The organism is Pseudomonas sp. sp1636 (genome assembly GCF_030376615.1).
Classification (GTDB): domain Bacteria; phylum Pseudomonadota; class Gammaproteobacteria; order Pseudomonadales; family Pseudomonadaceae; genus Aquipseudomonas.
This window is the reverse complement of the sequence record NZ_JARRAB010000006.1, coordinates 157629-170173: the sequence shown is the minus strand read 5'-3', so window position 1 is coordinate 170173 and position 12545 is coordinate 157629. Positions and strand designations below refer to the sequence as shown.

Sequence of the window (12545 nt, the reverse complement as noted above, 5' to 3'; positions counted from 1 at the left end):
ACATGCACCCATGAACGAAACCCTGCCGATTCGCCGCCTGGTTATCCGCCTGTCATTGGTGGTGGTGGCGATGTTCGGCTTTGGTTTCGCCCTGGTGCCGATCTACGACGTGATGTGCCAGGCCTTCGGCATCAACGGCAAAACCGCCGGGGCCTATGAGGCCGGCCTGCAAAGCGTGGACGCATCGCGTCAGGTGCGCGTGCAGTTTCTCGCCACCAATGCGGTCGATATGGCCTGGGAGTTCCGCCCGTTGGCCGATGAAGTGACGGTGCATCCGGGTGACAGCGCCCAGATGCTGTTCGTCGCGCGCAACCCCACGGACAAGCCGATGACCGCTCAGGCGATTCCCAGTGTGGCGCCCTCCAAGGCGGCGGCGTATTTCCACAAGACCGAGTGTTTCTGCTTTACCCAGCAGGTGCTGCAACCCGGCGAACGTATCGAAATGCCGGTGCGTTTTATCGTCGACCGAGAGTTACCGGCGGATGTACGCCACCTGACCCTGGCCTACACCCTGTTCGATATCACCACGAGTAAACCGCCTGTAGCCCAGGTGGGCCAATAAGGAGAACAAAGATGGCCGCTCATGAGCAGTACTACGTACCGGCCCAGAGCAAGTGGCCGATTATCGCCACCCTCGGCTTGCTGACCACCGTCTATGGGCTTGGCACCTGGTTCAACGACCTCAAGGCCGAGCGGGCCGACTCCAACGGTCCGCTGATCTTCTTCGTCGGCGGGCTGTTCCTCGCCTACATGCTGTTCGGCTGGTTCGGCGCCGTGATCAAGGAAGGCCGTTCCGGTCTGTACAGCGCGCAGATGGATCGCTCGTTCCGCTGGGGCATGAGCTGGTTCATCTTCTCCGAGGTGATGTTCTTCGCCGCGTTCTTCGGCGTGCTGTTCTACGTGCGTACCTGGGCCGGACCCTGGCTGGGCGGCGAAGGCGACAAGGGCATTGCCAACATGCTCTGGCCGGGCTTCGAGTACAGCTGGCCGCTGCTCGACACCCCGGATCCCAAGCTCTATCCGGCGCCCAGCGGGATCATCGGCGCCTGGGGCTTGCCGTTGCTCAACACCGTGCTGCTGGTGAGTTCCAGCTTCACCCTGACCTTCGCCCACCATGCCTTGCGCAAGAGCCGGCGCAAACCGCTGACCCTCTGGCTGGCGCTGACCCTGGTGCTCGGCTTGGCGTTCCTGACGTTCCAGGCCCAAGAGTACATCCATGCCTATACCGAACTGGGCCTGACCCTAGGTTCGGGCATCTACGGCGCGACCTTCTTCATGCTCACCGGTTTTCACGGCGCCCACGTGACCTTTGGCGCCATCATGCTGACGGTGATGCTGATCCGCGTCATGCGCGGGCACTTCAGCCCCGAGCAGCATTTCGGCTTCGAGGCCGCCGCCTGGTACTGGCACTTCGTCGATGTGGTGTGGATCGGCTTGTTCACCTTCGTCTATGTGCTCTGACACTCGCGACACAGCTACTTACCAGGTCACCTGGGGCACCAGTTGGCCGCTGTAGAAGCCCCAGGCAATCAGGGCTACGGTCAGGGCGGTGAGCGTGACCCGAACGGTCAGGGAGTTGACCAGCCGAGAGGAGCGGCCCGCGTCCTTGACCAGAAAGAACAGGCCGCTGAACAGACTGACCGTGGTGGCCAATAGCAAGAGGACGATTGCGACCTTGAGCATGCGTAACTCCGGGGGGAGGGGAATGTCTTGCATATGCAGTATAACCAGCTTGGCCCGGGCTTCGGCGCGTACGCGATGAGCGCCTTTCGCCCCGGCTGGCTGCCCAGTCTGCTGGTGCTGCTGCTGTTGCCCGGGCTGATCGGCCTGGGTTTCTGGCAACTGGCGCGTGCCGAGGAAAAGCGCCAATTGCTGGCCGTCCATCAGGCTCGGCAACTGGCCGCACCTATCGCTATCGCCGAGCTGGCAAAGCTTGCCGATCCTGCCTATGTACGGGTCCAGCTGCAGGGCTACTTCGATGCGCGGCACAGTTTCCTGCTGGATAACCGCACCCGCGATGGCCAGGCCGGAGTTGAAGTGCTGCAACCCTTTTATGACCAGAGCAGCGGCCTCTGGCTGCTGCTCAATCGCGGCTGGCTGGCCTGGCCGGATCGCCGGATCACCCCGACTTTCGCCACGCCCGCCACGCCGCTGCGCCTGCAGGCCTCGGTGTACGTGTCCTTGGGCGATGGCTTGCAACTGCAGCAAGGGCCGCAGGCCAGTGGCTGGCCGCGGGTGATCGGCGTGCTCAAGCTGGACGAAATCTGGTCGCAGCTGGGCCGCGCTGGCCTGCCGCATGAGTTGCGCCTGCAGCCCGGCCCCGGGTCTTTGCGGGTCGACTGGCCGGTAGTCGCCATGAGCCCGGATAAACACCTGGGCTATGCTGTTCAATGGTTCGCTTTGGCAACGGCCTTGCTCGGCCTGTTCATCTATTTAGGTTTGCATCACGCGCGGGAGACTCGCCATGAACCCAGTCATCGTTCTGCCTGATGCATCGCCCAGCCGCCGTCGGCGCGGCCGCCTGCAGCTGATCATGCTGCTCGCCGTGGTGATCGGCCCGATGATTCTGGCCAGCGCCATGTACCAGTGGCGTTTTTGGGTGCCGGAAACCCGCAGCTACCACGGCGAGTTGATCGGCAATGGTCAGACCCGGGCGGATCTCGGTGTGAGCGGCGCCCAGGAAGTGCGCTGGCAGTTGCTGGTGACAGTGGCGGATGTCTGCGACACGGATTGCAAGCAGCTGGTGTTTCTCGCCCGGCAGATTCATATCGGTCTCAATCGGGATGCCGCACGGGCCTCCCATGCCCTGGCCAGCGCCCAGCCATTGGCCGATGACTATGACGCCCTGCTGCGCCGCGAGTATCCGCAGTTGGGCCGCTATCGCCTGGAGCCCAGGGTCTATGGCGAAGTCGCCGGCAAGGCCGCAGGCACGCAGCTGTGGATAATCGATCCGCGCGGCAATCTGGTGCTGCGCTACGACAGCCGCAGCAAGGGCAAGGCGATTCTCAACGACCTGCGGCATTTGCTGAAGATTTCCCAGATCGGCTGACTCGACGAAGGCACAAGGAGTACCCCGATGGCCAAACCCGGATACCGCCTGGCCTTGTTCGCCACCTTCCTGGCCGTGGTGGTGGTGCTGCTCGGCGCCTATACCCGGCTGACCCACGCCGGCTTGGGTTGCCCGGATTGGCCTGGCTGCTATGGCTTTCTTGCGGTGCCCATGAGCGAGGACAAACAGGCGCTGGCCGAGGTGCGTTTCCCCGCGGTGCCGGTGGAAGTGGCCAAGGGTTGGTACGAGATGGTGCATCGCTATTTCGCCGGCAGTCTCGGCCTGGTGATCCTGTGCCTGGCGACACAGGCACTGCGCCGTCGCGGCGAATCTGGGCAACCGCTGAAATTGCCACTGCTGCTGCTCGCCCTGGTGATCCTGCAAGGCGCCTTCGGCATGTGGACGGTGACCCTGAAACTCTGGCCGCAAGTGGTTACCGCCCATTTGCTCGGCGGCTTTGCCACCCTCAGCCTGCTGTTCCTGCTGAGCTTGCGCCTGTCCGGCGCTGGCGCCGTGTTACCTCCGCTTTCCGCCCGCCTGCGCAGTCTGGCCGCGCTCGGTCTGCTGCTGGTGATCGTCCAGATCGCCCTCGGCGGCTGGGTCAGCAGCAATTACGCGGCCTTTGCCTGCGTGGATCTGCCGACCTGTCACGGCCAGTGGTGGCCGGCGATGGATTTCGCCAACGGCTTTCACCTGACCCAGCACATCGGCCCCAACTACCTCGGCGGCCAGCTCGACAGCGACGCCCGTACGGCCATCCACATGACCCATCGCCTGGGCGCTCTGGTGCTGACCCTGGTGCTGTCGCTACTGGCCTGGCGACTGCGCCGCGCCGGCTTGGCGCGCCTGGCCGGCCTGCTGCTGCTGGCGCTGGCCGTACAGGTCGGCCTGGGCCTCAGCAACGTGGTGTTCCATCTGCCGCTGCTGGTGGCGGTGGCGCATAACGCCGGTGGAGCGCTATTGCTGCTGACGCTGGTGTTGGTCAATTACCGCGTGCGCTGTGCCGCTGCTCTGGCATCCCGTGCGCGGCGCGAGCCGGCTGGATTGGCCGCGTTACCGGGCAAATGAGCAGAACAATCAAGGAGAGACCCCTATGGCTACTCTACTGCGCGAACACCATGGCCACGCCAGCTGGCACGACTACCTGGAGCTGACCAAGCCGCGGGTGGTGGTGCTGATGCTGATCACATCCTTGGTCGGCATGTTCCTCGCCACTCGCGCTGGCGTGCCCTGGACGGTGCTGGTGTTCGGCAACCTGGGGATCGGCCTGTGTGCCGGTGCGGCCGCGGCGGTTAACCATGTGGTGGACAGGCGCATCGACTCGATCATGGCGCGCACCCATAAACGGCCGCTGGCCGAAGGCCGGATTACTCCGCGGGCGGCACTGAGCTTCGCCCTGTTGCTGGCGGTGGCCGGCCTCAGCCTGCTGCTGACCTTCACCAACCAACTGGCGGCCTGGCTGACCCTGGCCTCGCTGCTCGGCTATGCGGTGATCTATACCGGCTTTCTCAAGCGCGCCACACCGCAGAACATCGTCATCGGCGGGTTGGCCGGCGCCGCCCCGCCGCTGCTGGGCTGGGTCGCGGTGACCGGCCAGCTGACTGCCGAGCCACTGTTGCTGGTGCTGATCATCTTCGCCTGGACCCCACCGCACTTCTGGGCCCTGGCCATCCACCGCAAGGCCGAATACGCCAAGGCCAACATCCCGATGTTGCCGGTGACCCACGGCGAGCATTACACCAAGGTGCACATCCTGCTCTACACCCTGGTGATGTTTGCCGTCAGCCTGCTGCCCTACGCCATCCACATGAGCGGCCTGCTCTACCTGGTCTGTGCCATCGGCCTGGGCGCGCGCTTTTTGCACTGGGCCTGGGTGCTGTACCGTGACAGCCAGCCGCACGCGGCGATCAACACCTTCAAGTACAGCATCTGGTATCTTTTCTCGCTGTTTATCGCCCTGCTGGTCGATCACTATCTGCTGCTCAACCTGTAAACCGTTGGTGCCATGACCCGAACCCAGAAAACCGTTTTTATTCTCGTTGCCCTCGTCGCGCTGGTGCTTGGCCTGACCGTCAACAAGGTGCTGACCAGCAAGGGCCAGGCCGACCCGACCGCGCTGCTCGATGCCGGCATCGTGCTGCTGCCGCAGAGCCGTACGCTGCCCGAGCTGAGCCTGATCGATCAGAATGGCCAGAGCTTTGCCGTCAGTCAGCTCAAGGAGCAGTGGAGCCTGCTGTTTTTCGGTTACACCTTCTGCCCGGACATCTGCCCGGCGACCCTCGCCCAACTGCGCCAGCTGCAAGGCCAGTTGCCGGAAGAGACACGCGCCAAGCTGCGCGTGGTGCTGGTCAGCGTCGACCCCAACCGCGATACCCCGGCGCAGCTGAACAAATACCTGGCTTACTTCGATGCCGGATTTATCGGCCTGACCGGTGAAGAGGCCACCCTGCAAAAACTCGCCAATGCAGTGAGCATCCCCTATATCCCGGCCGATACCAGCAAGGAAAACTACACCGTCGACCACAGCGGCAACCTGGTGATCATCGGCCCGGACGGCACCCAGCGCGGCTTTATCCGCGCGCCCTTGAACAACCAGAAGCTCAAGGCGCAGTTGCCGGGGTTGCTCGGCGGCAGTTGATCAGCCAAGGTTGGCTTCGGCGAGAAAACGCCAGACTGACGGATCCTCGCCGAAGGCCACGTTGAAGCGCAGCCAGGGCGTGGCCTCCAGGCCGGGGCGGAAGATGCAGCCGGGCGACAGCAGGATGTTCTGCTTGAGCCCGGCGCGGGTCAGCGCCACCGGGTCGAAGTCGGCGCGCCCGCTGCCGATCCACAGGTAGGGCGTTGGCGCCGCAGGCGCCCAGCATTGCCAGCCGAGCCGCTGCAGGCGCTGGCGCGCGTCCAGTTGCGCCTGCAGCAGGCGCTCGCGCAGGCGTTGGCAGCGTTTGCGCTGGGTGCCGTCGTTGAGCATCTGCAGCGCCAGTTGCTCGCACAGCTGCGAGCTGTACAGCCCGGTGGTCATCTTGTAGTGCTGCAGGGCTTCGGCCACGGCCGGTTCGGCGGTGACGAAACCAACCCGCAGCGAGGCCGCCAGGCTCTTGGAAAAACTGCCGATATGGATTACCCGCTGCAGGTTGTCCAGTGCCGCCAGCGGCGGTTGGTTGTCCGGCGCCAACTGGCCGGACACGTCATCCTCAACAATCCAGCAATCATGGCTATCGGCCAATTGCAGTACGCGGTGGGCCACTGCCGGGCTGTAACTGGCACCGGTGGGGTTCTGTAGCCAAGGATTGGTGAAGAAGGCTTTGGGCCGATGCTGTTCGAGTAATTGGCCGAGTTGCTCCACATCCGGCCCCTGCGACGTCCAGGGTACCCCGACGATCTTGATCTTGTGGTCGCGCAGGTTGGCCAGCAGATTGATATAGCCGGGGTCGTCCACCAGCACGCAGTCGCCGGGCTGCAGCAGGGCGCGGATCACCAGATTGAGCGCCTGGCTGGCGCCGTTGGTAAGCACTATATGCTCGGTCTGTGCGGGCACGCCGCGATCGTTCAGGTAGCGCTGTATCCAGTTGCGCAAGCCGAGGCTGCCGCGCGATTCGCCGTATTCGGCAATCGGCCCGGAGGCACGGCCCAGGCTGCGCAGTGCCCGGTGCAGGCCGGGTTCATCCAGCCAGGCATCCGGCAGGCCGCCGCTGCCCGGTTGCAGGGCGTCGGCATCCGGATGAAAGGCGTCATCCAACAGCCAATAAACGTCCCCCAGCGGCGCCGTGCTGCGCTGCTGCTCGGTGCTCGGCGAGGTCTGGGCGACGAAGAAACCGTCGCCCTTGCGCGCCTCGAGGTAACCCAGCGCGACCAGTCGGTCGTAGGCCTGGACCACGGTGAAGGTGCTCACCTCGAACTCCTTGGCGGCCGCCCGGATAGAGGGCAACCGGGCGCCCTGGGCCAGTTGCGCGCGCTCGATCAGCTGCGAGAAGTGTTCGACCAGCCGGCCGATACGCGATGTCTTGCGAGCAGCTTCCATGGGGGTGTACAGCCTTTTCGACCATTACAGGTGCGGTCATTTTAGGGACTGCTGTGTATGGAAAGAAAGTTTATATCCCGTAGTTTGACCCGGCGGTCACCGCATTCTTAACAGGAGCCATGCAGATGCGCAGAATAAAAAAATTACTCCTTGGCGTGATGATACTGGGTAGCTGCGCCACCGCGCAGGCCGAGCAAGGGATGCTGCGGATAGCCACCGAGGGCGCCTATCCCCCCTACAACTTCGTCAATCCGGACGGCAGCCTGGGCGGCTTCGACGTCGACATCGCCAACGCCCTGTGCGCGCAGATGCAGGTGCAATGCAAGCTGGTCAAGCAAGACTGGGACGGCATCATCCCCGGCCTGCTGGCGAAGAAGTACGACGCCATAGTCGCCTCCATGGCGATCACCCCGGAGCGTCAGCAGAAGGTCGCCTTCTCGGACAAATACGAGGGCGGCTACTCCATGCTCTACGGCGCCAAGGAGCTGAGCGACAGCAGCCCGCAGGCCCTGCGGGGCAAGGTCATCGCCGTGCAGTCCGGTTCGATCCAGGAAGACTTCGCCGAAGCCTATTACGGCAAAGCCGGGGTCAGCGTGCGCCGCTATCCCGACACCCAGACCGCGATGATGGACCTCACCGCCAGCCGCGTGGATGCCGTGATGCTGGAAGTCGGCCTGGTCTATGAGGCGAAGAAGGACCCGAGCCTGGACGCTTACCAGGGCTTCGGTGAGAAGTTCAAGGATCCCAAATACTTCGGTAGCGGTTCCGGGATTGCCGTGCGCAAGCAGGATCAAGCACTGCTGGCCGAGCTGAACCAGGCGCTCGCCAGCATCCTTGCCGACGGCACCTACAAGCAGATCAACGACAAGTACTTCCCCTACAACCAGTACGACTAACCAGCCTCCGTCGGGTGTCGGCAGAGCCGCGCCCGGCGGATCATCCAGCACGGACATCCCCATGTATCAACAGCATCCACTCCTGGCGCAGTCCCTCGGTGCGCAGCGGGAGATCGTCAGCCTGCACTTCGGTCAGCCTGGCCGTGGCAAGAAAGTCTATCTGCAGGCCGGCCTGCACGCCGATGAACACCCCGGCATGCTGACCCTGCATTACCTGAAGAGCCGTCTGCAGGCATTGGAGGGCGCTGGCCGCCTGTGCGGCGAGATCGTCCTGGTGCCGATCGCCAACCCGATTGGCCTGGGCAACTTCGTCCTCGGCCGGCAGCTGGGGCGCTTCGAGCTTTCCAGCCGGGAGAACTTCAACCGCCACTACCTCGACCTCGCCGAGCTGATCCGCGAGCAGGTCGCCGCTGAGCTGGGCGCGGATGCCGAGGCCAATGTGCAACTGGTTCGGCGCTGCCTGCGCGAGCGTTTGCACGCCCTGCAGCCGCGTACCGAGCTGGAATCGCTGCGCCTGACCTTGATGCGCCTGGCCTGCGACGCCGATGTCGTGCTCGATGTGCATTGCGACAGCGAGGCCATGGTGCACCTCTATGTGCACAGCACGCAGCAGGCGCAGGGTCGCGTGCTGGCCGGCTACACCGGTGCCCATGCCACCCTGCATGCCACCGAACAGGGCGGCAATTCCTTCGACGAGGCCTTCACCTCGGTCTGGTATGCCCTGCAGCAGGCCTTCCCCCAGCGGCCGATGCCCATGGCGACCTTTGCCGCCACCGTCGAACTGCGCGGCATCAACGACGTCAGCCATGAACTGGCCAGTGCCGACGCCGAAGCGCTGCTCGCCTACCTGACCCACCTCGGCATCATCGCCGGCGAGGCGCCCCCCGTACCGGCGCCGGTCTGCGAGCCGACTCCGCTGTCCGGGGTTGAAGTGCTCAATGCCCCGCATGCAGGCCTCGTTGCTTATCGTGTCGCCGTCGGTGAATGGGTCGAGCCAGGCACCGCGCTGGCCGATGTGATCAACCCCCTGAGCGGGCAGGTCAGCACCCTCTGCAGCAGTATCGCCGGGATGTTCTACGCCCGGGTGATCGAACGCTTCACCGAAGCCAACACCGAGCTGACCTTCGTCGCCGGCCGTGAGCCGCTGCGCAACGGCTGCCTACTGGGCGCTTAGCCCTTTGCTCCGGCGCCGCGCCGGAGCGCCACATCAGGATAATAACAATGAGCATGAACTTACGTTTCCCGCCGCTGCGCAGGAGGTTCCATGTTTAACGGCTACCTGCCGGCCATCCTGGCCGGCGTCGTCACCACCCTGGAGGTGGCGCTGCTGGCGCTGCTGCTGGCGATCCTGCTGGGGTTGCTGGGCGCCGCCCTCAAGCTCTCGCCGTTCGCCTGGTTGCGCTGGCCGGCGGAGCTGTACACCACCCTGATGCGCGGCGTACCCGACTTGGTGGCCATGCTGCTGCTGTTCTACGGCATGCAGATTTTCTTCAACGCCTTTACCGAAGCCTACGGCCTGCGGCAATGGGATATCGACCCCTTCGTCGCCGGGGTCGGCACCCTGGCGTTGATCTACGGCGCCTACTTCTCCGAGACCTTTCGCGGCGCCTTCCTGGCCGTGCCCGGGGGCCAACTGGAGGCCGGTTACGCCTATGGCATGAGTCGCGCTCAGGTGTTTCGCCGGGTGCTGTTCCCGCAAATGATGCGCTTCGCCCTGCCGGGCCTGAGCAACAACTGGCTGGTACTGCTCAAGAGCACCGCGATCGTCACCATGATCGGCCTGCAGGACATGACCTGGATGGCCGACCAGGCCGGCCGCGCCACGCGCCAGCCGTTCCTCTTCTACATGCTGGTGTGCCTGCTCTATCTGGCCATGACGGGCTGCTCGCAGGTGGTTCTTGAGCGCCTGAACCGGCGCTACTCCATTGGCGTACGGCACGCGGAGCTCTAAGCATGATCGATCTACAGCCGCAAATTATCCTGCACAACCTGCCCCTGTTCCTCCAGGGCCTGCTGCTGACCCTGCAGCTCACCGGTTACGCCCTGCTGATCGGCCTGCTCCTGGCCATGCCGCTGGCGCGCCTGCGGGTGTCGCGCAACCGCTGGCTCAGCCAGCCGGTCTGGGCCTTCACCTACTTCTTCCGCGGCACGCCGCTGCTGCTGCAGTTGCTGGTGCTCTATTACGGCTTGTCGCAGTTCGAGGCGGTGCGCCACAGCCCGTTCTGGGAATACCTGCGCGAGCCCTACTGGTGTGCGTTGATCGCTTTCAGCCTGAACACCTGCGCCTACACCACCGAGATATTCGCCGGCGCCATGCGCAACATTCCCCATGGCGAGATCGAGGCGGCGCGCGCCTACGGCATGGGCCCGCTGACCCTGCTGCGACGGATCGTGTTGCCTTCGGCGCTGCGCCGCGCCATTCCGTCCTACAGCAACGAAGTCATCCTGATGCTGCAGGGCTCGTCGATCGCCAGCGCGGTGACCCTGATGGACCTCACAGGCGCGGGCCGGCGCATCTACTCGGATTACTACGCGCCCTTCGAGGCCTTCCTCTTCGTCGGCCTGGTCTATCTGCTGCTGACCTTCGCCCTGGTCGGCCTGTTCAAGCTGTTGGAGCGCCGTTACCTGGCCTATCTGGCCCCCCGTTCACAGCGCTGATGGCGGCGCCTAGCGAATTGAGAGAAATCCCCATGCAAACCCTGGTTGTTGAAAATATCCACAAGCAATACGGCAGCAAGGCAGTGCTCAAGGGCGTGTCGCTGAGCGCCGAGAAGGGCGATGTGATCAGCATCATCGGCTCCTCCGGTTCGGGTAAGAGCACCTTCCTGCGCTGCATCAACTTTCTGGAAAAGCCCAATGCCGGCGCCATCCGCGTCAGCGGCGAAGACCTCCGCCTCGGCCGCGATCGCCTGGGCGATCTGAAAGTGCTCGAGCAGAAGCAGTTGCAGCGCCTGCGCAGCAAGCTGGCCATGGTGTTCCAGCACTTCAACCTGTGGTCGCACCTGACGGTGCTGCAGAACGTCATGGAGGCGCCCCTGCGGGTGCTCGGCCTGAGCCGCAGCGACGCCCTCGAGCGCGCCGAAAAATATCTGGCCAAGGTCGGCCTGGCCGATTTCACCGACGTCTATCCCGCGCACCTGTCCGGTGGTCAGCAGCAGCGCGTGGCCATCGCCCGGGCCTTGGCCATGGAACCGGAAGTCCTGCTGTTCGATGAACCGACCTCGGCGCTGGATCCGGAGCTGGTCGGCGAAGTGCTCAAGGTGATGCAGGCCCTGGCTGCCGAGGGCCGCACCATGATCGTGGTGACCCATGAAATGGCCTTCGCCCGCGAGGTCTCGAGCCAGGTGATCTTCCTGCACAACGGCCAGATCGAAGAGCAGGGGCCGCCCAGCGAAGTCTTCGGCCAGACCAAGAGCGAACGCCTGCGTCAGTTCCTCAGCGGCGCCCTCAAGTAACCCACGCGTGCCTCCGGGATTTGCCCATAACAACAAGCAAATGGAGTGGATCGATGCACATGATTAAATGCAGCGCCCTGGCCTTAGCGATCGGCGCGGTGAGTCAGGCCGCTTGGGCCGACGCCCAGGTGCCGGCGGCGCAAAGCCGCCAAGCGCAGGCCAATGGCCTGGTCGAGGACAGCAGGCTAAATATCCTGGCGCGTGAATAACTGAACCGCCCCCCTTGCCGCCCTCAGCAAAAAGCCCGCGTTCATTGAGCGGGCTTTTGCGTGGCGGCATCAGCGTCGGCGACTCAGAACGCCGGGACTACCGCGCCCTGGTATTTCTCGTTGATGAAGGCCTTCACTTCGGCGCTGTTCAGTGCCTTGGCCAGCTTGTGCATGGCGGCGCTGTGCTGGTTGTCCGGGCGGGCGACCAGGATGTTGACGTAGGGCGAGTCGCTGCCTTCGATGGCCAGGGCGTCCTGGGTCGGGTTGAGGCCGGCTTCCAGGGCGTAGTTGGTGTTGATCAGCGCCAGGTCGACCTGATTGAGCACCCGCGGCAGGGTCGCGGCTTCCAGTTCACGCACCTTGATGCCTTTGGGGTTTTCGGCGATGTCCTTGACCGTGGCGGTGATGCCGGCGCCGTCCTTGAGGCCGATCACCCCGGTCTTGGCCAGCAGCAGCAGGGCGCGGCCGCCGTTGGTGGCATCGTTGGGGATCACCACCTGGGCACCTTCTGGCAGCTGCTCCAGGCTCTTGTGCTTGCTGGAGTAGGCGCCGAAGGGCTCGACGTGCACGCCGGCGACGCTGATCAGGTCGCTGCCGCGGCTGCTGTTGAACTCGTCGAGGTACGGCTGGTGCTGGAAGAAGTTGGCGTCCAGGCGCTGCTCGGCGACCTGCACGTTGGGCTGCACGTAGTCGGTGAACACCTTGATGTTCAGCTCTACGCCCTCGGCGGCCAGGGTTGGTTTGACGAATTCGAGGATTTCCGCGTGGGGCACGGCGGTGGCCGCGACATTCAGGGTGTCGGCCTGGGCGGCGCTGGAGAACGCCGCGACGGCGGCGATGGCGGCTAGCAATTTTTTCATCATGAAGCTCCTTGTGGGATAGAGGCGGGAGCGGCGGATAGCCGCTATGCAATTGGGT

At 64.3% G+C, this 12545-nt stretch carries 16 protein-coding genes; 13 read left to right on the top strand and 3 right to left on the bottom strand.

Annotation, left to right across the window (positions count from 1 at the left end; all coding sequences use genetic code 11):
• The first annotated feature begins 10 nt into the window (after positions 1–10).
• Both P8H27_RS08465 and P8H27_RS08460 read left to right on the top strand, forming a co-directional pair.
• Entirely contained in the window at positions 11–562 is a 552-nt protein-coding gene (locus tag P8H27_RS08465; RefSeq protein WP_289636740.1) for a cytochrome c oxidase assembly protein, read from the top strand.
• Positions 563–573: 11 nt separating this feature from the next.
• A complete protein-coding gene (locus P8H27_RS08460; protein WP_289636739.1) occupies positions 574–1461 on the top strand; it encodes a cytochrome c oxidase subunit 3 in 888 nt (295 codons plus the stop codon).
• 18 nt (positions 1462–1479) lie between these two features.
• Here the strand turns inward: P8H27_RS08460 and P8H27_RS08455 are convergent, their stop codons facing one another.
• A complete protein-coding gene (locus P8H27_RS08455) occupies positions 1480–1683 on the bottom strand; it encodes a twin transmembrane helix small protein (RefSeq protein ID WP_289636737.1) in 204 nt (67 codons plus the stop codon).
• Between the two features lie 75 nt (positions 1684–1758).
• On the opposite strand from P8H27_RS08455, the gene P8H27_RS08450 reads away from it, so the two are divergent.
• Genes P8H27_RS08450 through P8H27_RS08430 form a run of 5 tightly spaced genes read left to right on the top strand, consistent with a single transcriptional unit; the run spans position 1759 to position 5687 of the window.
• On the top strand, positions 1759–2490 hold the full coding sequence (locus tag P8H27_RS08450; RefSeq protein ID WP_289636826.1) for an SURF1 family protein: 732 nt from the start codon (positions 1759–1761) through the stop codon (positions 2488–2490).
• Positions 2465–3049, top strand: coding sequence for a hypothetical protein (locus P8H27_RS08445; protein WP_289636735.1), 585 nt, complete (start codon positions 2465–2467; stop codon positions 3047–3049). The genes P8H27_RS08450 and P8H27_RS08445 overlap by 26 nt, the downstream gene beginning before the upstream one ends.
• 27 nt (positions 3050–3076) lie before the next feature.
• Positions 3077–4117, top strand: coding sequence for a heme A synthase (locus P8H27_RS08440; RefSeq protein ID WP_289636734.1), 1041 nt, complete (start codon positions 3077–3079; stop codon positions 4115–4117).
• Positions 4118–4142: 25 nt separating this feature from the next.
• On the top strand, positions 4143–5042 hold the full coding sequence (gene cyoE, locus P8H27_RS08435) for a heme o synthase (protein ID WP_289636732.1): 900 nt from the start codon (positions 4143–4145) through the stop codon (positions 5040–5042).
• A 12-nt stretch (positions 5043–5054) separates the two neighbouring features.
• Entirely contained in the window at positions 5055–5687 is a 633-nt protein-coding gene (locus tag P8H27_RS08430) for an SCO family protein (protein ID WP_289636731.1), read from the top strand.
• Here P8H27_RS08430 and P8H27_RS08425 read toward each other — a convergent pair whose 3' ends face one another.
• Complete coding sequence (locus tag P8H27_RS08425) at positions 5688–7067, bottom strand: PLP-dependent aminotransferase family protein (protein ID WP_289636729.1); 1380 nt, start codon at positions 7065–7067, stop codon at positions 5688–5690.
• 125 nt (positions 7068–7192) lie between these two features.
• On the opposite strand from P8H27_RS08425, the gene P8H27_RS08420 reads away from it, so the two are divergent.
• The 6 genes from P8H27_RS08420 (at position 7193) to P8H27_RS08395 (ending at position 11627) form a co-directional block, all read left to right on the top strand.
• The gene (locus tag P8H27_RS08420; protein WP_289636728.1) at positions 7193–7963 is read left to right on the top strand and encodes a transporter substrate-binding domain-containing protein; all 771 of its coding nucleotides are present in this window, start codon (positions 7193–7195) and stop codon (positions 7961–7963) included.
• A 61-nt stretch (positions 7964–8024) separates the two neighbouring features.
• The gene (locus P8H27_RS08415; RefSeq protein ID WP_289636726.1) at positions 8025–9137 is read left to right on the top strand and encodes a succinylglutamate desuccinylase/aspartoacylase family protein; all 1113 of its coding nucleotides are present in this window, start codon (positions 8025–8027) and stop codon (positions 9135–9137) included.
• Between the two features lie 90 nt (positions 9138–9227).
• Positions 9228–9914 carry an ABC transporter permease gene (locus P8H27_RS08410; RefSeq protein WP_289636724.1) on the top strand — a complete coding sequence of 229 codons (687 nt, stop codon included), beginning with the start codon at positions 9228–9230 and terminating at the stop codon, positions 9912–9914.
• A gap of 2 nt (positions 9915–9916) precedes the next feature.
• Positions 9917–10621 (top strand): ABC transporter permease, encoded by a 705-nt coding sequence (locus P8H27_RS08405; RefSeq protein ID WP_289636722.1) that lies wholly within the window; start codon positions 9917–9919, stop codon positions 10619–10621.
• Positions 10622–10653: 32 nt separating this feature from the next.
• Positions 10654–11418, top strand: a complete 765-nt coding sequence (locus P8H27_RS08400; protein ID WP_289636720.1) for an ABC transporter ATP-binding protein — start codon at positions 10654–10656, stop codon at positions 11416–11418.
• A gap of 53 nt (positions 11419–11471) precedes the next feature.
• Entirely contained in the window at positions 11472–11627 is a 156-nt protein-coding gene (locus P8H27_RS08395) for a hypothetical protein (protein ID WP_289636719.1), read from the top strand.
• 83 nt (positions 11628–11710) lie between these two features.
• Here P8H27_RS08395 and P8H27_RS08390 read toward each other — a convergent pair whose 3' ends face one another.
• The gene (locus tag P8H27_RS08390) at positions 11711–12487 is read right to left on the bottom strand and encodes a MetQ/NlpA family ABC transporter substrate-binding protein (RefSeq protein WP_289636717.1); all 777 of its coding nucleotides are present in this window, start codon (positions 12485–12487) and stop codon (positions 11711–11713) included.
• Between the last annotated feature and the right edge of the window lie 58 nt (positions 12488–12545).